General features: G+C 71.1%; 15 protein-coding genes. 7 read left to right on the top strand and 8 right to left on the bottom strand.

Annotation, left to right across the window (positions count from 1 at the left end):
* Position 1: 1 nt before the first annotated feature.
* The 4 genes from hypB to AN478_RS07375 form a co-directional block, all read right to left on the bottom strand.
* Positions 2-841, bottom strand: coding sequence for a hydrogenase nickel incorporation protein HypB (gene hypB, locus AN478_RS07390; RefSeq protein WP_054965981.1), 840 nt, complete (start codon positions 839-841; stop codon positions 2-4).
* Between the two features lie 25 nt (positions 842-866).
* Entirely contained in the window at positions 867-1,208 is a 342-nt protein-coding gene (gene hypA, locus AN478_RS07385; RefSeq protein ID WP_054965980.1) for a hydrogenase maturation nickel metallochaperone HypA, read from the bottom strand.
* A gap of 107 nt (positions 1,209-1,315) precedes the next feature.
* Positions 1,316-1,993 carry a hypothetical protein gene (locus AN478_RS07380; protein ID WP_054965979.1) on the bottom strand — a complete coding sequence of 226 codons (678 nt, stop codon included), beginning with the start codon at positions 1,991-1,993 and terminating at the stop codon, positions 1,316-1,318.
* A 325-nt stretch (positions 1,994-2,318) separates the two neighbouring features.
* Positions 2,319-3,329 (bottom strand): YncE family protein, encoded by a 1,011-nt coding sequence (locus AN478_RS07375; RefSeq protein ID WP_054965978.1) that lies wholly within the window; start codon positions 3,327-3,329, stop codon positions 2,319-2,321.
* Positions 3,330-3,437: 108 nt separating this feature from the next.
* On the opposite strand from AN478_RS07375, the gene AN478_RS07370 reads away from it, so the two are divergent.
* The 3 genes from AN478_RS07370 (at position 3,438) to ettA (ending at position 6,978) form a co-directional block, all read left to right on the top strand.
* Positions 3,438-4,550, top strand: coding sequence for a tRNA-queuosine alpha-mannosyltransferase domain-containing protein (locus tag AN478_RS07370; RefSeq protein ID WP_054965977.1), 1,113 nt, complete (start codon positions 3,438-3,440; stop codon positions 4,548-4,550).
* A 93-nt stretch (positions 4,551-4,643) separates the two neighbouring features.
* Positions 4,644-4,907, top strand: coding sequence for a hypothetical protein (locus AN478_RS07365; RefSeq protein WP_143004093.1), 264 nt, complete (start codon positions 4,644-4,646; stop codon positions 4,905-4,907).
* A 406-nt stretch (positions 4,908-5,313) separates the two neighbouring features.
* Positions 5,314-6,978, top strand: a complete 1,665-nt coding sequence (gene ettA / locus AN478_RS07360; RefSeq protein ID WP_054965975.1) for an energy-dependent translational throttle protein EttA — start codon at positions 5,314-5,316, stop codon at positions 6,976-6,978.
* Between the two features lie 69 nt (positions 6,979-7,047).
* Here the strand turns inward: ettA and AN478_RS07355 are convergent, their stop codons facing one another.
* Both AN478_RS07355 and AN478_RS07350 read right to left on the bottom strand, forming a co-directional pair.
* The gene (locus AN478_RS07355) at positions 7,048-9,318 is read right to left on the bottom strand and encodes a PAS domain S-box protein (protein WP_054965974.1); all 2,271 of its coding nucleotides are present in this window, start codon (positions 9,316-9,318) and stop codon (positions 7,048-7,050) included.
* Positions 9,319-9,530: 212 nt separating this feature from the next.
* On the bottom strand, positions 9,531-9,758 hold the full coding sequence (locus AN478_RS07350; protein ID WP_054965973.1) for a hypothetical protein: 228 nt from the start codon (positions 9,756-9,758) through the stop codon (positions 9,531-9,533).
* 267 nt (positions 9,759-10,025) lie between these two features.
* On the opposite strand from AN478_RS07350, the gene AN478_RS07345 reads away from it, so the two are divergent.
* Complete coding sequence (locus AN478_RS07345; protein WP_054965972.1) at positions 10,026-10,265, top strand: hypothetical protein; 240 nt, start codon at positions 10,026-10,028, stop codon at positions 10,263-10,265.
* Positions 10,266-10,304: 39 nt separating this feature from the next.
* Here AN478_RS07345 and AN478_RS07340 read toward each other — a convergent pair whose 3' ends face one another.
* Both AN478_RS07340 and AN478_RS07335 read right to left on the bottom strand, forming a co-directional pair.
* On the bottom strand, positions 10,305-10,631 hold the full coding sequence (locus tag AN478_RS07340) for a hypothetical protein (RefSeq protein ID WP_054965971.1): 327 nt from the start codon (positions 10,629-10,631) through the stop codon (positions 10,305-10,307).
* A gap of 84 nt (positions 10,632-10,715) precedes the next feature.
* Positions 10,716-12,803, bottom strand: coding sequence for a hybrid sensor histidine kinase/response regulator (locus tag AN478_RS07335; RefSeq protein WP_054965970.1), 2,088 nt, complete (start codon positions 12,801-12,803; stop codon positions 10,716-10,718).
* Between the two features lie 569 nt (positions 12,804-13,372).
* Between AN478_RS07335 and AN478_RS14110 the strand changes: the two genes are divergently transcribed.
* The 3 genes from AN478_RS14110 (at position 13,373) to recB (ending at position 20,771) form a co-directional block, all read left to right on the top strand.
* Complete coding sequence (locus AN478_RS14110) at positions 13,373-13,762, top strand: PilZ domain-containing protein (protein WP_054965969.1); 390 nt, start codon at positions 13,373-13,375, stop codon at positions 13,760-13,762.
* Between the two features lie 71 nt (positions 13,763-13,833).
* Complete coding sequence (recC, locus tag AN478_RS07325; RefSeq protein WP_054965968.1) at positions 13,834-17,115, top strand: exodeoxyribonuclease V subunit gamma; 3,282 nt, start codon at positions 13,834-13,836, stop codon at positions 17,113-17,115.
* Positions 17,112-20,771: an exodeoxyribonuclease V subunit beta gene (gene recB / locus AN478_RS07320; RefSeq protein WP_054965967.1), complete on the top strand. Its 3,660-nt coding sequence runs from the start codon at positions 17,112-17,114 to the stop codon at positions 20,769-20,771. Before recC ends, recB begins: the two co-directional genes overlap by 4 nt.
* Positions 20,772-20,773: the final 2 nt, after the last annotated feature.

Below are 20,773 nucleotides of genomic sequence, written 5' to 3'. Positions count from 1 at the left end.
CTCAGTCCCCCGCCGCCGGCTCGGGAGGAGCGGCCCCGAGGCGGTCCAGCAGGCGCGCGCGCCGGGCGGCCAGCCAGGCGTGCCAGTCCTCCAGACCCGCCCCGGTGGTGGCGGAGAGCTGAACCACCTCCAGGTCCGGATTCACCCGGCGGGCGTGGTCCAGGCAGCGCGCCACGTCGAAGTCCAGGTGGGGCAGCAGGTCCACCTTGTTCAGCACCAGCAGGTCGGCGCCATGGAACATGTCGGGGTACTTGGCCGGCTTGTCCTCGCCCTCGGTGACCGAGAGGATCACCACCTTGGCCTCCTCGCCCAGGTCAAAGGCCGCCGGGCAGACCAGGTTGCCCACGTTCTCGATAAAGACCAGCCCGTGCTCCGCGGGGGCCAGGGACACCAGGGCGTGCTCCACCATGTGGGCGTCCAGGTGGCAGCCCTTGCCGGTGTTCACCTGCAGGGCCCGGGCCCCGGCGGCCCGCACCCGCTCGGCGTCGTTGTCGGTCTGCTGATCGCCCCCCACCACGGCGACGTCCAGGCGCCCCGCCAGGTCCGCCACCGTGCGGGCGAGCAGGGTGGTCTTGCCCGCACCGGGCCCGGAGACCAGGTTGAGGGCGAGGACGCCCTGCTCCTCCAGCCGGGACCGGTTGGCGGCGGCGTGGCGGTCGTTGGCGGCCAGCACGTCCCGCTCGATCCGCACCATGCGCGCCGGGTCCATCCCCGGCGCGTGGGCGCGGGCCGGGGAGGCTCCGTAGTCCGGCCCATCCGGCTCCCGGTCCCCGGCGCCCCGGGCCTCCTCCTCGCCAGGGACCGGGGCCGCGCCTTCTCCGCAACCGCAAACGTTACACATGGTCCCCTCCTGGCTCGGGCGGCGGTCACACCACGTCGAGGTCCTTGATCCGCAGGCCTAGGCCCCGGGTCAGCGTGAGCTCGAAGCCCCCGCAGCGGGGGCAGGGATCGGCCAGGGAGCGCAGCGTCACCGTTTCCTCGCACATCCCGCACCAGCCCTGCCCCGGGGCGTCCCGAAGCTCGAGCCGGGCCCCTTCGGCCAGCGAACCGCGCGCCACGGCCTCGAAGCTGAACCGCAGGGCCTCCTTCTCCACGCAGGACAGGGCCCCCACCTCCAACCGTACCCGCTCGACGCGGACGTAGCCCTGGCGCCCCGACTCCTCCTCCAGGACCTGCAGCACGTACTCGCACAAGGCCATCTCATGCATGGCGCGGCCCCCTGGCGCAACCTCCCCTCCCAATGTGGCAGAAACCGCCCGGGCCCGCTCCTCCCGACGATCCCTACCCCCGTTCCGGGCCCAGGGAACCCTTCCCATCACCGGCCCGGCCGGGCCCATTCCCGCCCCGGCACACCTTCACCGCGGGCGCCCCGGCTCCGGGCAACACCCCCCGCGCGTACACCAAACGACTCGGGCGGCCGCCGGCCCGAGCCGATCCCCGCGACGCCTTCCGGCTCAACCGGCCCACCTTCACCAGCGGGATGCTCGTCCGCCCGGCTCAGGGCCAGGAAGCCACCGAGACCCAGGAGCAGCGCGCTGGTGCCCCCCAGGATGGCCACCGGATAGGTTAGGTTCCCCGCCAGATCCAAATGGCTGTACTTGATCACCATGATGAGGGCCTCCAGGACCAGCGCGATGGAGGCCAGGCTTACGAACCGGGTGATGGTCCGCCGGACGATGCGGTAGAGGTTGTCCTCCTCCTCCTTGCTGCCGTATTCCTTGTGGATTCCCATGGCCAGCTCCAGGGACGCCAGGGCGATAATGGCCATGTTGAGCCCCTTGATAATGCTGGCGATGAGGTTCTCCCCGCCCTCGCCTTCCTCAAAGGCCAGGCTCCCGGAGGGCCCTCCCGACAGGACCAGGTCCCCCACGGTGCGAAGCAGGGTCCCCACCATCTCCATGACGCCGAGGCCGCCGATGACCACGGCCACCATCAGGAAGAAATTGCTGAAGGCCGCCACCACCAGCAGGCGGAAAAAGGTTGGATCCAGCATATTGGGCAATTCCGACACGGCTTTCGGCATGGTATCCCCGCTCTGTTTGGGCAACTCCCCCCTTCCCACGGCAACCTTCGTGCCAATCCCGTAGCCGCCCGTATTCCCAGCGCAAACGGGCAGCCGTCCAGCCGGACCGGGCCGGGAAGCGTCGTCCCCCGGGAACGAGGACACGGACCGGAACGGCCCCGGTCCCGCCCGAAACCACGCGGAAGCGCCGTCAAGCCGCTGTTGCCCGTTGCCTACACCGGGGGGAACAGAGCACCGGCTCTACCCAAGAAAAGGGCCCCCTGGCGGGGGCCCCGGACGGCAGTTCGAACCGGTTTCACCGACCCGGCACGGCCACCCAGAAGGGGCCGCCGGGGTCCTCGATCCGGCGCACGATGTCGTGGCCGCCGGTTTCCATCACCACCACCTCGTTCGTGCCCTGCACGGACACGAAGGCATGGTCGCCGTCCGCGCTGAACCGGACGCCATGGGGCCCCTGGCCCACCTCCACCTGGCCGACGCGGGCGAAGCGGCCGAGGTCGATGACGTTGACCACGGAGTCCCCGATACCCGTGACGTACACCCAGCGGCCGTCCGGACTCATGTCGATGCCGTGATGCTCCTTCGAGAGGTTCACGTGCACGATGTCCTGGCCGCTATCCAGCTCCACAACCGCCATCTGCTCGCTCTCGTTCAGGGTAACCAGCAGGAACTCCCCGTCCGGACTCACCACCAGATTGTGGGGCACGCCGTCCCCGGCGAGCGGGATCTCATCCAGATAAGTGTGGTTGGTGTAGCGGATGCGGCTCACGGTGTTCGATTCCGCGTTGCTGACATAGGCGATCTTCCGCGCGGGATCGAAGGCCACGTTGTGCGGGGCCTCGCCAACCCCGATCTCCTTCACGTGCGTCCAGGAGCCCACCTCGAACACGTCCACGCTGTTGGATTCCGGCCCCTCGTTCACGGCGTAGACGAACTCGCCGTCGGGCGTCACGCCCACCCCCTTGGGGGTGTCGCCGAGCTCCAGGCGCTCTACCACCTCCCCTTGCCCGGTATCCACCACGTAGAGCATCTCCTCCCCGGTGGCGGTCACCAGGACATAGTCCCCATCGGGGGTCACGGCGTTGTAGGTGGGGGTGTCCCCCACTTCCACCTCGCCGACCACCTCCCCGCCGTCCGGATCCACCATCGCCAGCTTGGCGGCGTTCTGGTCCACCACATAGACCGGCTCGCCGTCGCCGATGGACCAGCCCGCCTCGTTCATGGCGGCGCAGCCCCCCAGTAAGAGGCCCAGCAGGGCCGCCCCGCCGACGGCACCGAGCGTACGGCGGGCAAAAGGCATGAGCATGGCTCCCTCCTGTTTCGTTCCCCGGGCGCACCCGTTTGCGAATTCCTTCCCCTACAGGGAAAATTCGGGCCGCCGGACACCGCGGTCAACCCCGGGGGAGCATCTTTCTTGCACATTCTGCTCGTGGAGCCCTATCTCGGCGGGTCGCACGCCGCCTGGGCCGAGGGCCTCCGGCACCACTCCCGGCACACGGTGGAGATCCTCTCCCTGCCGGGACGCAGCTGGAAGTGGCGAATGCACGGCGGCGCCATCACCCTAGCGGAGCGCTTCCGGGCCCCGGACCGCCGCCCCGACCTGATCCTGGCGACGGACATGCTGGACCTCACCACCTTCCTCGCCCTCACCCGCGACCACACCGCGGGGGTCCCGGTGGCCCTCTACTTCCACGAGAACCAGTTCGCCTACCCCCGCTCCCCCTGGGACCCGGACCGGGAAAACGGCCGGGACAACCACTACGCCTTCATCAATTTCGCCTCCGCCCTCGCCGCCGACCGGGTGCTGTTCAACTCCGCCTTCAACCGCGACAGCCTCCTGGAAGGCGCACGGGCGCTGCTGGGGAACATCCGGGACCACGGGGAGGCCGAGAAGGTGGACGAGGTGGCGGCCAAGAGCACGGTGCTGCCCCTGGGCCTGGAGCTGGGCGCACTCGACCACCACCGGCCAGAGAAGCCGGCGCCGTCGGACCCGCCCTTGCTGCTCTGGAATCACCGCTGGGAGCACGACAAGAACCCCGAGGGCTTCTTCCGGGTGCTGCGCGCGCTGGCCGACGAAGGGCTGGATTTCCAGGTGGCGGTGCTGGGCCGGGTGCCCCCGCACCCTCCCCCAGCGTTCACGGAGGGCCGGGAGCTGCTGGGGGACCGCATCGTTCATTTCGGCTACGCCGAGGACGCCGCGGCCTATGCCCGCTGGCTGTGGGCAGCCGACATCCTGCCGGTCACCTCCTACCACGACTTCTTCGGCATCAGCGTGATGGAGGCGGTCTATTGCGGGGCCTTTCCCCTGCTCCCCCGGCGGCAGGCCTATCCCGGACTGCTGCCCACGTCCTGGCACCCCCGCTGCCTGTACGACGACGAGGAGGAGCTGGCCGGGTGCCTTCGAGAGCTACTCCGCGAGGGCCGCCCCGACTCCGGCGAGCTGGCGAACCTCGCCGCGGCCTACGATTGGGAACGGATGGCCCCCGAGTACGACCGGATCCTGGAGGAGGTCGCCGCGGGGCGGTGAGGCCGTTTGGATACCCGCGCCCCGGGGCTTCCCGGGACGCGGCGGGAGAGCTACTGTGGTTCTGGGGACCTTGCAAAGGAGCAAGCGATGTCCATGCGCATGGAAGTCCGCAACCGCCAGAACCCCCAGGAGGTGTTCGGCTATCTGGACCTGGCCGAAAACGCCCTAGCCCCGGAAACCCGGGAGCTGACCCTGTTCGCCAAGCCGCTGGGGGAGCACCCGGAGTACAGCGAGATCCACGTCCCGGTGGAGTTCCGCAAGGCCACCCCGGACCTGGGGAAATGGATCGCCTGGGTGGAGCGCCCGGACGAGCTGGACCAGGCCGCCGGCTACGTGCGGCGCTCCCGCGGGCACTGACCCTCCGAGGGCCTTTGCCGAAGGGGCCGCCAGGGAAGCGGTCCCCTCCCTGCACCTACCGGAATACCCGCCCGTATCCCCGAAACCTGGCAGGCGACTCAGTCCGGCCAGCCGGTAAAAAATAGGGCTGGGCGCCTGTGGGAGCGGCCAGTGGCCGCGACGGGAGGGACCATCGACCCCGGCCAGGACCGGGGGCCCTTCCACAGCCGCCTCCAGGAACGAGACGGACAGCCAACTTTCGCAACCCGCCCGGGGCCTCCCAACCCGGAGTCGCGTGTTATCCTACGGCGTTTCGGGGGAGGCCCCCGTTCGGCGGCCGACCTCCCCCGCCGGCCCGGCCCCGCGGCCGGTCCGCCCCCATACACCGCGGTCCACCCCGCCACCCAACCGCACCGAGAAGGTTGTCATGGCGCAATACGTGTTCACCATGAGCGGCCTGACCAAGGTCGTGCCGCCCAAGAAGACCATCCTCGAGGACATCAACCTCAGCTTCTTCCACGGCGCCAAGATCGGCGTGCTGGGCTACAACGGCGCCGGCAAGTCCAGCCTGCTGCGCATCATGGCGGGCGTGGACACCGAGTTCGACGGCGAGGCCCGGCCCGAGCCCGGCCTGAACATCGGCTACCTGCCCCAGGAGCCCCAGCTCGACGAGTCCAAGGACGTGAAGGGCAACGTGGAGGAGGGCGTGGCCGAGACCAAGGCCCTGCTCGACCGCTACAACGAGGTCACCGCCGCCTTCGCCGACCCCGACGCCGACTTCAACGCCCTCATCGAGGAGCAGGGCGAGCTGCAGCAGAAGATCGACGCAAGCGGCGCCTGGGAGCTGGACCGCAAGCTGGAGATCGCCGCCGACGCCCTTAACCTGCCGCCCTGGGACGCCGACGTCTCCCGCCTCTCCGGCGGCGAGCGGCGCCGGGTGGCCCTGTGCAAAGTGCTGCTGTCCAACCCGGACATGCTGATCCTCGACGAGCCCACCAACCACCTCGACGCCGAGTCGGTGGAGTGGCTGGAGCGCTACCTGGGCGAATTCCCGGGCACCGTGGTGGCCGTCACCCACGACCGCTACTTCCTCGACAACGTGGCCGGCTGGATCCTGGAGCTGGACCGCGGCCACGGCTACCCCTTCCAGGGCAACTACTCCGACTGGCTGGAGTACAAGGAGAAGCGCCTGGAGCAGGAGGAAAAGGAGGAGAGCGCCCGCCAGAAGGCCATGAAGGAGGAGCTGGACTGGGCGCGCTCCAACCCCAAGGGCCGGCAGTCCAAGAGCAAGGCCCGCCTGAAGCGCCTCGACGAGCTCTCCAGCCCCGAGTACCAGCAGCGCGCCCAGACCAACGAGATCTACATCCCGCCGGGACCGCGCCTGGGCGACAAGGTCATCGAGGCGGAGAACCTCACCAAGACCTTCCGCGACCGCGAGCTCTACCAGGGGCTGTCCTTCGTGGTGCCGAGCGGCGCCATCGTCGGCGTCATCGGCCCCAACGGCGCCGGCAAGACCACCCTGCTGCGCATGATCACCGGCGAGGAGCAGCCCGACGGCGGCTCCATGACTCTGGGCGAGACGGTGGAGCTGGCCTACGTGGACCAGTCGCGGGACGCCCTGGCCGGCGAGAACACGGTCTGGGAGGAGATCTCCGGCGGCGCCGACCACCTGCAGGTGGGCAACTGGGAGGTAAACTCCCGCGCCTACGTGAGCCGCTTCAACTTCACCGGCGCCGACCAGCAGAAGAAGGTCCGTGACCTCTCCGGCGGCGAGCGCAACCGCGTGCACCTCGCCAAGCTCCTGAAGCGCGGCGGCAACCTGCTGCTGCTCGACGAGCCCACCAACGACCTGGACGTGGAGACCCTGCGCGCCCTGGAGCAGGCCCTGCTGGAGTTCCCCGGCAGCGCCGTGGTGGTCTCCCACGACCGCTGGTTCCTCGACCGCGTGGCCACCCACACCATGGCCTTCGAGGAGGACGGCCAGGTGATCTTTACCGAGGGCAGCTACAGCGAGTACGAGGCCATGCGGGCCCAGCAGGGCAAGGGCGAGGCGGACCAGGCCAAAGGCAAGCACAAGCGCCTGGAGCGCTAAGCGCCACCGGCGACCCGCCGGGACGGTGGGGGCGGTCCAAGACCGCCCCCAGGGGAGGAACGCCCCCGATCAGTTGCTCGCTTGGGCCTCGCCCCCCGACGAGCGCAGGGTGAAGTGGAAGGTGGTCCCCGGCTCGGGGTCGTTGGAGGTAGCCCACAGGTTGCCGCCGTGGGCTTCGATCACCGAGCGGCAGATGGCCACTCCCAGTCCCAGTCCGTCGGGCTTGGTGGTGTACAGGGGGCGGTCCAGGTCCTCGCGCAGGGCCTCGGGCAGCCCCACCCCCGAGTCCCGCACCTGGACCTCCACCAGGCCGTCCCGACGGAAGTCGGTGACGATCTCCACCACCGGGTCCTCCTGCCCCTCCATGGCCTCGGCGGCGTTGTTCATGAGGTTCTGCAGGCATTCCTGGATGAGGGTGGGATCCGCGGACACGGCGGGCAGGTCCGGTGCCAGGTCCTGGCGGATCCGCGGCGCCCGGCTCTCGCGCCCCGTGGCCAGGCGGGGACCCAGCTCCCTGATCAGGCCGTTGAGGTCCAGGGTCTGGAAATGGGGCGAGCCGCCGCGCAGGAAGTTGTGCAGGTCGCGGACGATGCTCCCGGCCTTGCGGACCTGGACCAGGACCTGCTCCAGGCCCTCCCGCAGGGCCACGGGCACCCCCTGGAGGTTGTCGAACCGGTGCAGGGTGCCCTCCGCGTAGGTGAGGGCGGCGGTCAGGGGCTGGTTGAGCTGGTGGGCCACCACCGAGCCCAGCTCGCCGATGGCCATGAGGCGCCGGCTACGCTCCAGCTCGGCGCGCTGCTGCTTGAAGGTGGTGAGGTCGTGGGCGATGGTGGACCAGTACTGGACCCGCCCCTCGCTGTCGTAGTGGGCCAGAATCACCTGGTTGACGGGCATCTCCCGGCCGTCCCGGCTCAGGAAGGCCAATTCCCCCCGCCAAAGGCCGCGCTCCCGGGCGGTGGGGAAGGCCTCCCGCTGCAAGCGCTCGTAGGCCCAAGCTGGGTGGTACTCCCGGATCGCGTGATGCCCCGGCTGGAAGGTTTCCGGGTCGTAGCCCAGCAGCTCGTAAGCGCCCGGATTCCAGTAGATGGTCCGCCCCTCGGCGGTGGCCATGGCCACGAAGTCGGGGGTGGCCTCCAGGATCTGCACCAGCCGGTCCCGCTCCTGCTCCGCGCGCCGACGGTGCTCGCGGTGGCGCAGGGCGCACCAGGCGGTGGCCAGCTCGTCGGCCACCTGGCCGAGCCACTGCATCTCCTCGGCGTCGAAGGAGTCCGCCTCCTCCGCGTACAGCCCGAGAACCCCCAGGGTGCGGCCCCCTTCCACCAGGGGGATGCCCACCACGGCGTTCAGGCCGTAGGCTAGCGCCCGGTCCCGCCAGGGCTCGAAGGAAGGATCCATCCCCACGGAATTGCTGATGACGGGCCTGCCCGTCTGCACCGCCCGGCCGAAGGGCCCCTTCCCCTGCGGGCCCTCCTTCCAGCGGATTTCGCCCACGACCTGCTCCAGGTAATCGGTGGCGCCGCTGGCCCCGAGCACCCTTGCCGTGCCCTCCTCGTCCTTTACCGGCTCACCCACGAAGGCCAGGGCGTACCCGGCTTCCTCGTTCAGGAACCGGCAGACCCGCTCCATAAGGTCCTCGGGGGTCTCCGCCTCCCGGGTAGCCTCCTGAACCCGGCTCAGGGCGTAGAGGGCCCGGTTGATGCGCCGCTGCAGGGCCTCCGCCTCCTTGGCCTCGGTAACGTCGGTGAGCACCATACGCACCACCGGTTCCTCGTCCCGGGGCGAGACGGCCCGGGTGCCCTCCAGCTTGAGGATCCGTTCCCCGCCGTCGGCACCGGGAAGCTCCACCTCGAGGGAGTCGGGGGCCCCCGTCCGAAGCAGGGTGTCCAGGTATTCCTCCAGCCTTGCGAGGTCCCGTCGTCCCAGGAAGGCGGTCAAGGGCTCCCCGATCAGGCCGCCGGGTCCGCCTTGCAGCAGCCGGCTCCCGGCGAGGTTCACGTTCCGGATCACCCCCTCCTGGCTCAGGGTCAGATAGGCCACCGGGGCGGTCTCGTACAGGGCCACATACCGGTCGCGGGAGACCTCGAGCTGGGCGCGCAGCTCCGCCATCTCGCGGTTCTGGCGCTCCAGCTCCATCTGATGGACCTGAAGCTCGTAGAGCATGCGGCGGGAGTCTTCCGGAGCGGTATCGGCCTCCAGGCATTCCTCCAGGCGGCGCAGCCGGGCGATCAGGTCGTCCCGGGACCATCCGCTCAGCTCCTCCGGCCCCGCGGCTCCCCGCGGGCCCGGGACGGGATTCCGCCCGCCATGACACCCGCCGTGGTGGCCTTGTTTATTTCCCACTGCCGTATTCCCCATTTTCCCGATCATCCGGACCGCTACCTCGAGGACCCCGAAAAAAGGTACCGCTTACGTGCGCCTTTATCCAACGTCCCGGCCCCAAACGGTTGATTGGGCAGGGGACGCCCTCCCCGCCCGCAGCGGGGTCCAAGGATGGGGAGAGCGTGACCAACACGGGTCCTATTTGCAATGGCTCCGGGCGCGAAGGCCGTGCGCTAACAAGGCTGAATAACCGCCACGCGCTCCCGCGGCACCTCGAACCGCTCCGAGGCCCGTTCCCGGGCCTCCTCGGAATCCCCCGAGGAGAGCAGGACCCCTTCCAGGGGCGGCAAGGGATCCAGCCCCCCGTCCGCCTTCCGGTCATAGGCCTTTCCCACCCAGCCCGGCTCGGGCAGGGTCTGGTCCAGAAAGACATGGACCTCCTTCCCCTGGCGATCCGGCATGGTTTCATTCCTCCGGTTCCAGGCGGTTACCGGGCCCGCCGCCCCGGGTGTGCGGCCCGGCGGGCCCGCATCCCTCCCCGTTGAGACCACCAGGGCGGGACTCTATTCCGGACACCACGAAATTTCGACTCCCCCCTTCCCAACCTCCCCGAAAACCCTTAGGGTAAGCCCTCACTTGCATCGGGGTATGCCTGTACACGGGATTCCCGTAATCAGGAAAGGGGTTTGGATGCTGGGATCTGGTTGGCCTTCAAGGGGGGGTCGAAAGTGGGTCTGACCACCATGGAAACCCGGATTCTGCAGAGACTGGCGGAGGGATGGTCCGTCGCCGATATTCAGGAATCCCTGGCCGATTCCGGGGCCAAGCAGGAGGTGGCCGACGCGTTGGCGGGCCTCCTGGAAGGCAAGCTGTTGGAGCCGAGCGGCAACGGCATCCAGCTCAGCCCCCTGGGCGAGGAGGCCCTTCGCGAGCATCGGGGCCCCACCGCCGGCCACACCCTGGGCTGAAGCCCTTCCCAAGACCGCAACGGGGCTGCATGGGGTCATCTAGAGGAAGGCCAGGGCCTCGAACTCCAGGTAGAAGCTCTCTCCCAGCCGCTCGTATCGCCGGGGCGCCACGATCATGCGGCCCCGGGCCCCATCCCGGGGCTTCTCCACGGCGGCATCGCGATATTTCTCGAAAAATCGCCGGATCTCCCCCGCCTCCTCCTCGGTAAGGCGGATCTCGCCGCAGATGAGGGGCGGGCTCGTGCTCTGCGCCGCCTCGTCCTGGGTATCGCCGCAGTTCTGGCCCACGCCGTGCCGGCCCTCACCAAGCTGCTCGATGTGCCGCATGATGCAATCCGGGATCCGGGCGAGGTCCCCCTGGCTCATCCTGCACCCCTGCCTTGAGAAGCGTACATACCCTTCAACCTAGCGCGGCCTCTCCGGTTCCCGGAATGGGGCGCCTCCCCATGGTCAGCCCCCCTCATGCTCGACCTGCTCCAGGGCCTTGCGCAGCACCCCCACGGTGGGGGGCTTGAGCAGGTACTCGTCGAAGACGTTGGTGGACTCGTCGGAGAAGTCGGTGGGGGCGTGGCCCGACAGGGCCACCAGGGGGGTATCCCGCAGCCGCCCCCGCAGCCTCCGGGCCACCTCGAACCCGGACTGATCGGGGAGGCCGATGTCGATGAGCACGAGCTCCGGGGCGGCCCCCTGCAACATATCGAAGGCCTGCTCGCCGGAACCGGCGTGCCTGGCGTGGTAGCCCAGGTCCTCCAGGAGAAAGGATAGCGACTGAGCCACGTCGGGATCGTCCTCCACCATGAGCACCTCGTGGACGCCCTCCCGGAGGGCGGGCTCGGCCGCCTCGGGCTGGTCGGGCGTGTTGGCTTCCGCGGCGGGGAGATGCACCGTGAACTCGCTGCCCTGCCCCGGCCCCGGGCTCCGTGCCTCCACCCAGCCGCCGTGCAGCTCCACCAAGCGGCGGACCACCGCCAGCCCGAGCCCCAGGCCCTTGGGCCCGGCGTTACGCAGGCCGCCCCGATCGAAGTCGTCGAACAGGCGCGGTAGCCGCTCGGGGGGAATACCCTGCCCGGTATCCCGCACCCGGATCACCACCTGCCCGTTGTCCCGGAAGCCCGTCAGGCGCACCTCTCCCCCGGGGTCGGAGTACTTCACCGCGTTGTCCAGCAGGTTGGTGAGGATCTGGGTGAGGCGGACGGGGTCCCCCTCGGTGGTCAGGGACGCCTCGGGCAGGTCCAGCTCCAGGGACTGCTCGTTCTCCCGGGCCGCTGCGGCCACCGACTCGGCCGCCTGGTCGGCCACGGTCCGCAGGTCCACGACCTCCTTCTGCAGGTCGATGCGCCCGGTCTTGATCCGGTTGAGATCCAGCAGGTCGTCCACGATCCGGGTCAGGTGGGTGCTCTGTCGCTGGATGGTGGCGGCCATCCGGCGCAGCCGCGCAGGGTCCATGGGCTCCCGCTGGGAGGCCAGGACCTCGCCCATGGTAGCGATGGGGGTCAGCGGGTTGCGCAGCTCATGCGCCAGCATGGACAGGAACTCGTCCTTGCGCCGGCTGGCCTCGGCCAGGGTCTCCTCGGCCTCCCGGCGCTTGGTGATGTCCTCCAACAGGGCGATGAACTGGCGGGGGTGCCCCGTATCCCCCGGCCGCAGGGTTACGGTGGCCTGGATCCAGGCGTTGCCGCCGTCCTTGCGGACCAGGCGCTTCTCCACGGAGCAATCATGGACCTCCCCGTCCCGGAGACGGGCCATGGCTACCTCCGCGCTCGGCCAGTCCTCCGGATGGATCAGCTGCCGGACGGAAAGGGCGCCGTCAGTGAGCTCCTCCTGGGCATAGCCCGTGATCTCCGCGTACGCCGGATTGGCCTCCAGGATGTTCCCCTGCAGGTCGAGGACGGCGATGCCCACCCCCGCGTGGCTGAAGATCTCGCGGAAGGTAGCCTCGCTGCGGCGCAGGGCGGCCTCCGTGGCCGCGCGCTGAACGGTAGCGCCGAGCACGTTGGCCACCCCCTTCAGGAAGTTGACGTCGTACTGGGTGAATTGCCGCTCCCGGCGGCTATGGACGCCGACCACGCCGTAGGGACCGTCGTGCCCCTGGATGACCACGCTCATGCCGCTGATCACGCCGTGCTCATGGAGCAGATCCGGTCCGGTGAAGCGGTCCTCGGTGCGCAGGTCCGCCGCAATCACCGGCTCCTCGTAGAGCAGGGTATAGCCGGCCTGGGAGCCCCACCCGGTGGGGACGACGGCCTCGCCCACCAGGCCCTCCCCCCAGCCCACCCCCGAAACCAGGAGCGCCCCCTCCCCCGGCAGGAGCTTCAGGACCTTGGTGAGCTCCACGTCCAGGACCTCGGCGAGCACCGCCACGGCCTCATCGAACAGGGTCTCGAGGGAGGCCCCCCGCAGGCCCATCTCCCCCAGCTCCGCGACCACCGCCTGTTGCTTGAGGCGGGACTCCACTTCGGCCGGCGACGGGTTCTCGCCCGGATCGAAGGAATAGCGGGACAGGAGGCGGGAGGAGAGGGAGGAAGGGTTTTCGCCCATAGCCGGTGCTGCTCCCATGAAAAAGTGAAAAAATGGGAAACCGGCTTCCGGTAAAACGGGATGCCGGGAAGCCGTACCCGATAGCGCCTAACCGTAACCCCCAGTCCCTATAAGAGGAATAAGGGTTTTCCCTAAAAAGGCCCGGACACCCGGGCCGGCCGGGCCCCGCGCACGGGGCCTGGCGCGGGCGGAACCGCGCGTTGGAACGGGAGAAAAGGGGGGTCAGGGGGTTGGGGTGGGAATCGAGTCCCGAAAGGGCCACCCCGCGGGGCGCACCGGGCAAAAAAAACGCCGGCCTGCCCGAAGGCAGGCCGGCGCACCCATGCCGGAGCAAGCACCAGAAGCACCCGGCAAGCCCATTGCCCGAAGGGAGAGAAGAGCATGCGGGCTCTTCTATTCACCATAGAGCCCATGAAAATCCGGACAAATGGGGAAAATACCTAGTTACCGCGGGAATTTCCCTATAAAGCGGCCGCGCCATCCCTCCAACCCGGCGCCCGCGCTTGCAACCAGCCCCCCGGTTGCGCCACCTTATAAGCATGTTCCCGGATACGGTTAGGTAGATCCCCATGCCCCTACCCCAGCCCCACCGCAAGGAAGACCGGTTCCCCGTGCCGGAGAACCTGGACGTGGAGGTGCTCCTGAAGGATCACGACGGCGGTGTGCTGGCCCGGGGTCGCCCGATGGACGTCTCCGGGGAGGGCATGGGCCTGCTGCTGGACACCCCCCGGTCACCGGCCGAGCACGACCCCGGCCTGGTGGACGAGGTGGCCACGGTGGTATTCATCGAGGCGGGGGAGCCGCAGATGGAGATCCTCGCCAAGGGCGCCCACCTTTCGGAGACCGCCGAGGGCACCCTGAAGCTGGGCCTGGAGTTCATGGACTGGCCGCCGCAGTGGCTCCTGGACGCGGCAGTGCAGGCGGCGCGGGACGACGCCACCACCGCCGGGGAGCCATAACCCGGGACCCGGCGTCCCGCCACCGTCTCCGCGCTCCGTACCGCATTTCCGCTCGGGAGAGCCCCAGCCCCTTGCTGACCCTGCACACCGGCAACCGCCTCGAGCACCTCGCCGACCTGCTCGCCGACCACCTCCGCGAAGCCCGCGCCGACCTGCTGCGCCCCTCCGTGGTCGCCGTCCACAGCAACGGCATGGCCCGCTGGCTGTCCATGCGGCTGGCGGACCGCAACGGCATAGCGGCCAACCTCCGCTTCCCCTTCCCCGCCAGCCTGGTCTGGGAGCTGGTGCGCGCGGTCCTGCCCGACGAGCGTACCCGGCCGGGGGAGGCCTTCCAGACCGTGGTCCTCACCTGGCGCCTGTTCCGCCTCCTGGGCGAGGAGCCCACCGCCCCCGAGCTGGAGGCCTACCTCCGCCAGGAGGGGGCCCTGCCCCGCTACCAGCTGGCCGCCCGCATCGCCGACGTCTTCGACCAGTACCTGGTCTACCGCCCCGACTGGATCCTGGCCTGGGAGGCGGGGGAGGAGGACCACTGGCAGGCGCGGCTCTGGCGGGCCCTGGTGGCGGAGGACGCCTCCGGGGCCCGGCACCGCCCCCGCCTGTTGGCGGCGGTGCAGGAGGGCCTGCCCAGGGACGGGCAGGAGCTCCCTCCGGAGACCCGCGCCGCCCTCCCCGAGCGCGTGGCGCTGTTCGGCATCCCCGGGCTGCCGCCGGCCCTCCTCGACATCCTGGGCCGCCTCGCCCGGTACGTGGCCGTGGACCTCTACCAACTGGCGCCCAGCCGGGAGTACGCCGCCGACCTCCTGACCCCCGCGGCCATCGCCGGCCGGGCCCTCTCCGGGGCCGCCGACGCCCCCTACCTGGACACCGGCAACCGCCTGGTGGCCTCCCTGGGCCGGCAGTGGGCGGAGTTCCAGGGCCTTGTGCAGGAGCACGGCGCGGCCCCGGGCGCCGAAGCCTTCGCCGACCCCGGCACCGACACGCTGCTCGGCGCCCTGCAGTCCGACATCCTCAACCTGCGCGACCGCGGCCCCGGGGCGGGACACCCGCCCCTGCCCGCGCCGGAGCCCGGCTCCCCAGCGGCCGACCTCGCCGTCCATGCCTGCCACAGCCCCCTGCGCGAGGTGGAGGTCCTCCACGACCAGCTCCTGGCCCTGTTCCAGGCCCATCCGGACCTGCGGCCCGGCGACGTGGTGGTGATGACCCCGGACATCGATGCCTACACGCCTTTCATCGAGGCCGTGCTCGGCCACGCCGAGGACCGCCCGCGCATCCCCTACCGCATCGCCGACCGGGGCATGCGGGCCCGGTCGCCGGTGGTGGAGACCGCCTTCCGCCTCCTGGAGCTGCCCGACGGCCGCTTCGGCGTCAACGAGATCCTCGATCTGCTGGAGCTGGGCCCCATCCGGGCCGCCCTGGAGCTCACCGAGGCCGAGCGCGACCGCATCCGCACCTGGGTGCGGGAGACGGGGATCCGCTGGGGGATCGACGCCGAGTTTCGCGCCGCCCAGGACCTGCCCGCCACCGCCGCCCACACCTGGAAGGCGGGCCTGGACCGCCAGCTCCTCGGCTACGCCCTCCCCGGCGACGGCGACACCCTGTTCCACGGCGTGCTGCCGTATCCGGAGGCGGAGGGCGCCTGGGCGCGCACCCTGGGCCGCTTCCAGGCCTTCGTCCGCGACCTGTTCCGCTGGCGCGAGCCCCTCACCCGCACCCGCGCCCCCGCCGAGTGGGCCGCGCTGCTCCGCGACTTCCTGGCCCGTTTCCTGGCCGCCCCGGAGCCGGAGCAGGAGGAGGACCTGGAGGCCTTCCACCGCGCCCTTGCCCGCATGGAGAGCTGCGCCGGCGAGGCGGAGGCCGAGGCCCCCGTTCCTCGCGAGATCGTGCTGGAGGAGCTGGAGGCCCACCTGCGCCTGAACGTGGAGGGGGCGGGCTTCCTCGGCCACGGCGTAACCTTCTGCGCCATGGTTCCCATGCGCGCCATCCCCTTCAAGGTGGTGGCCATGATCGGCATGAACGACGGCGCCTTCCCCCGCGTCCAGCGCCCCGCCTCCTTCGACCGCATGGGGGAGGACTACCGCCCCGGCGACCGCTCCCGCCGCGAGGACGACCGCTACCTCTTCCTGGAGGCCCTGCTGGCTGCCCGCCGCCACCTCTACATCAGCTACGTGGGCAGCGACATCCGCGAGGACTCGCCGCGTCCGCCCTCGGTGCTGGTGAGCGAGCTGCTGGACACGGTGGACGCCACCTTCACCCCCCCGGAAGGCTTCGGCCGCGCCTCCGAGGCCCTGGTCACGCGCCATCCCCTCCAGGCCTTCAGCCCGCGCTACTTCCAGGACCAGGGAGCTTCCAGCCTGTTCAGCTACTCCCCCGGCCTGCGCGAGGCCGCCGAACGGGTCCTGGCCCAGCAGGGCCGGACCCCGCCGGAGCCCCCGGCCTTCCTCACCGAGGCCCTGCCGGAGCCCGACGAGGACTGGCGCACCGTGGAGGTCGGCGATTTCGTCCGGTTTTTCCGCCATCCGGCCCGCTACCTCCTGCGCCAGCGCCTGGGCATCCAGCTGGAGGCGGGCGAGGAGGAGCTGGAGGAGCAGGAGCCCTTCGCCCTGTCCGGCCTGGAGGCCCACCAGGTGCGCCAGCGCATCCTCGAGGTCCAGCGCAAGACCGCCGACACCGGGGCAGCCTATCCCCTCCTCCAGGCGGAGGGGCTGCTGCCCCACGGCACCGCCGGGGAGATCGCCTTCGCGGCGGAGCGCAAGCGGGTGGAGGGCTTCCTCGACAGGCTGGCGGAGGAGCCGGACTCCGCCCCCCTCGATCCCGTGCCGGTGGACCTCCAGGCCGGGCCGGTGCGGCTCGTGGGCTGGCTGCCCGGCCTCCGCGCCGAGGGCCTGCTCGCCGAACGCTGCGGCCGGCTGAACGAGGGCTTCGCCCTCGACACCGCCATCCGCCGCCTCCTGCTCGGCGCCCTCGCGCCCCAGGGGGTCGAGGGCGTCACCCGGGTGGTGACCCTGAATGCGCACCTGCACCTGAAGGCCCCGGGGACGGAAGAAGCCCGCGAGACCCTCGCCTGGCTCGGTTCCCGCTACTGGGAGGGACTGCGCAGCCCGCTGCCCTTCCCCGCCCGGACGGCCTTCGCCTACGCCCACGCCCTGGCCCGCACCGGCAACCCGGACCAGGCGTTCCGGGCCGCGCGCGATACCTGGACCCCCAACGACTTCAACGGGGCCGCCGGGGAGCGGGACGACCCCTACCTCGCGCTGGCCTTCCAGCACGACAGCCCCCTCACCGACCACGCCGAGGCCTTCGAGGAGCTGGCGGAGACCCTCTTCGGCCCCATCGCGGAGGGGCTGGCCCAATGAGCGCGGCGGAGAACCGGACCCCGGACCCTCTGTGGGGGGAGCTCACCGGCCACAACCTCATCGAGGCCAGCGCCGGCACGGGCAAGACCTTCACCATCGCCGGGCTCTACCTGCGCCTGGTGGTGGAGGCCGAGCGCCGGGTGGGCGAGATCCTGGTGGTGACCTTCACCGAGGCGGCCACCGAGGAGCTGCGGGAGCGCATCCGCGACCGCCTGGAGACCGCCCGGGCCGCGGTGGCCGCGGGGACCAGCGACGACCCCTTCCTGGCCGCGCTCCTGGAGCGGCTGCCCGACCTCCGCCGCGCCGACCTGCTCCTGCAGCGGGCGGTGCAGTCCTTCGACCAGGCCGCCATCCACACCATCCACGGCTTCTGCCAGCGCGCCCTGGCGGACCACGCCTTCGAGGGCGGCCGGCCCTTCGACGTGGAACTGCTCCCCGACCAGGAGCCCCTCATCCAGGAGGTCTGCAACGACTTCTGGCGCCGCGAGACCCACGGCGCCGACGCGGACTTCGTCGCCCACCTCCGGGAGAACCGCCTGTCCCCCGAGGACCTGGCCGCCCGGCTAAGGCCCTACCTGGGCAAGCCCGACCTCGCCGTGCGGCCCCCGGACCCGGTGGAAGGCTGCGACGCCGCCCCGGACCGCTACCGCAGGGCCTACGCCGAGGTCCGGCGGCTCTGGGCCGAGGGGGCGGAATCCATCCGCGACCGCCTCATGGAGGCCCTTCCGGGCCTGAACGCCAACCAGTATTCCCGGGACAAGGTGGAAGGCTGGCTGGACGGCCTGCAGGAGGTCCTGGCCGCCGAGGACCCGCCGCCCGGGGGGATCAAGGAGCCGCAAAAGCTCGGCGCGACCGCCCTGAAGAAGGGAACCAAAAAGGGCCACGAGACCCCGGAGCACCCCTTCTTCGCCGCCTTCGACGAGCTCCTGGAGGCCAGCGCATCGCTGGCGGACTGCCTCGACTTCCGGCGCCGGGAATTCCTCCGGCGGGCCCTGGACTACGCCTGGGAGGAGCTGCCGCGCCGCAAGGCCGCCCGCCGGGTCCAGTCCTTCGACGACCTGCTGCTCAACCTGGACCGCGCCCTGGCCGGGCCCGGCGGCGACGGCCTGGCGGAGGCTTTGCGCCGGCGCCACCCCGTGGCCCTCATCGACGAGTTCCAGGACACCGACCCCACCCAGTACCGCATCCTCCGGCGCGTCTACGCGGAGGCCGAGGGCCCGCTGTTCCTGGTGGGGGACCCCAAGCAGGCCATCTACGCCTTCCGCGGCGCCGACGTGTTCGCCTATCTGAGGGCCAAGGGCGACGTGGAGGACGACGCCCGGGGCGGCACCTACAGCCTGCCGCGCAACTGGCGTTCCACGCCGGCCCTCGTGGACGCCTTCAACGCCCTGTTCCGGCCCGCGCACCCGCCCTTCTGGTTCGAGGCCATCCCCTACCAGCCGGTGGAGCCCGCCCCCAAGGCCCACGACGAGCTGGTGCTGCCCGCGGGCTTCGGCGCGGAGCCCTTCCGCTGGTGGTTCCTGGAAGGCACCACGGAAACGAAGAAGAACGGCGAGCTCAAGGAGAAGCCCAGGAGCAAGGGCGCAGCCGCCGAGGAGGCGGTGGCGGCCACCGCCGCGGAGATCGCCCGCCTGCTGGCCGCCGGCCGCCGGGGCGAGGCGGGTCTGCGCGGCGCCAAGGGCGACTGGCGGCCCCTGAGCGGCGGCGACATCGCCGTCCTGGTGCGTACCCACCGCCAGGCCCAGCAGCTGCGCGCGGCCCTCGGCGGCCTCGGCATTGCCAGCGTGGAGCACTCCCAGTCCAGCGTCTTCCACACCGCCGAGGCGGAGGCCCTGGAGCGCGTGCTGCTGGCGGTGGCGGACCCGCAGAACGAGCCCCTGGCGCGCGGCGCCCTGGCCTCGCCCTTCCACGGCTACACCGGCGAGGCGCTGCACGCGCTGGCCGGCGACGAGGAAGGCTGGGACCGCGTCATGGACGGCTTCCAGGCCCTCCACGACCGCTGGCGCGGTGAGGGCTTCATCCCCATGTTCCGCCAGTGGCTGGCGGACCACGACGTCCGCACCCGCATCCTGGACCTGCCCCAGGGGGAGCGCCGCCTAACCAACCTCCTGCACCTCGGCGAGCTCCTGCAGCGCCAGAGCGTGGAGGCCAACCTCGGCCCCGAGGGGCTGCTGTCCTGGCTGGCGGGCCGTCGGCAGTCCGGGGCCCAGGCCGGCAACGAGGAGCAGCTCCGCCTGGAGAGCGACGAGAACCTGGTGCAGCTGGTCACCATCCACAAGAGCAAGGGCCTGGAATACCCGGTGGTCTTCTGCCCCTTCCTGTGGGACCTGCCCATCCGGAAGGCGGACGGCGACCTCCTGGAATTCCACGACCCTGGCGACGGCAACCGCCTGACCCTGGACCTGGGATCGGCGGACCGGGAGGAAGCGGAGGCCCGCTTCCGCGAGGAGAGCCTGGCGGAGAGCCTGCGCCTGCTCTACGTGGCCGTGACCCGCGCCGCCCACCGCCTCTACGCGGTCACCGGCCGCATCAACCAGCTGGAGCAGTCCGCCCTGGGCTACCTGCTCCACCTGCCCAAGGAGCAGGCCGGGGAGGCGCGGGATCCCGAGGCCTTCAAGGACGCCCTCAAGGCCCGCGGCGAGGAGGACCTCCGCAACGACCTGCGCGCCCTCACCGGCGCGACCCCGGGGGCCTTCGCCGTGGAGGACCACGACCCCGAGACGCCGAAGGCCGACGTCGCCGAGACCGCGGAGCCCGCCACCCCGCTCGCCCAGCGGAGCTTCGCCGGCGGCCTCCCCCCGGACCGCTTCGTCACCAGCTTCAGCGGCCTGATCCGGGGCACGGAGGAGGAGCGCCCGGCCTTCGACCTGGGCGAGGCGGCCCCGGCCGCTGCGGAGCCGGAGGGGGCGGCCGAGGGCATCGCCGCCTTCCCCCGGGGCCCCCGCGCCGGCGACTGCCTGCACGCGGTGATGGAGGCCGTGGACTTCACCGCCGCGCCGGAGGACTGGGAGCCCGAGGTGGCGGGGGCGCTGCGCGGCTTCGGCTTTGATGCGGAGCGGTGGACGGGGACGGTGACGGCCATGCTGGAGGCGACCGCCGCCACGCCTCTGGGCGGCCCCCTGGGCGACACCGGCCTGGGCGGCGTGGCGCCCGGGAAGCGCCGCGACGAGCTGGAGTTCTACTACCCCCTGGCCCGCCTGGGCCCCGAGGCCCTCAACCGGGTGCTGAGCGACCACGGCTACCCCCCCGGCTCCGCCAGCCCCGAGCAGGGCGCCGCCCTGGCCTTCCGGCCCCTGGAGGGCTACCTGCGCGGCTTCATCGACCTCACCTTCGAGGTGGACGGCCGCTACTACCTGGCCGACTACAAGTCCAATCGCCTCGGCCCCACCCCGGCGGCCTACACCGCCGAAGCCATGGCGGAGGCGGTGCACCAGCACGGCTACACCCTGCAGTACCTGCTCTATACGGTGGCCCTGCACCGCTTCCTGGACCGCCACCTGCCCGGCTACGACTACGACCGCCACTTCGGCGGGGCCTACTACCTGTTCCTGCGCGGCATGGACCCGCGGCGCGGCCCGGGCGCCGGGGTCTACTTCGACCGGCCCGAGCGCGGGCTCATCGAGGCGCTGGACGCCCTGTTCCGGGGGGAGACGTGAGC

Origin of the sequence: Thiohalorhabdus denitrificans, from assembly GCF_001399755.1 — a bacterium.
In the GTDB taxonomy this organism is placed as follows: domain Bacteria; phylum Pseudomonadota; class Gammaproteobacteria; order Thiohalorhabdales; family Thiohalorhabdaceae; genus Thiohalorhabdus; species Thiohalorhabdus denitrificans.
Note: the sequence above shows the minus strand (reverse complement) of the source record. Positions and strands in the feature narration are given on the sequence as shown.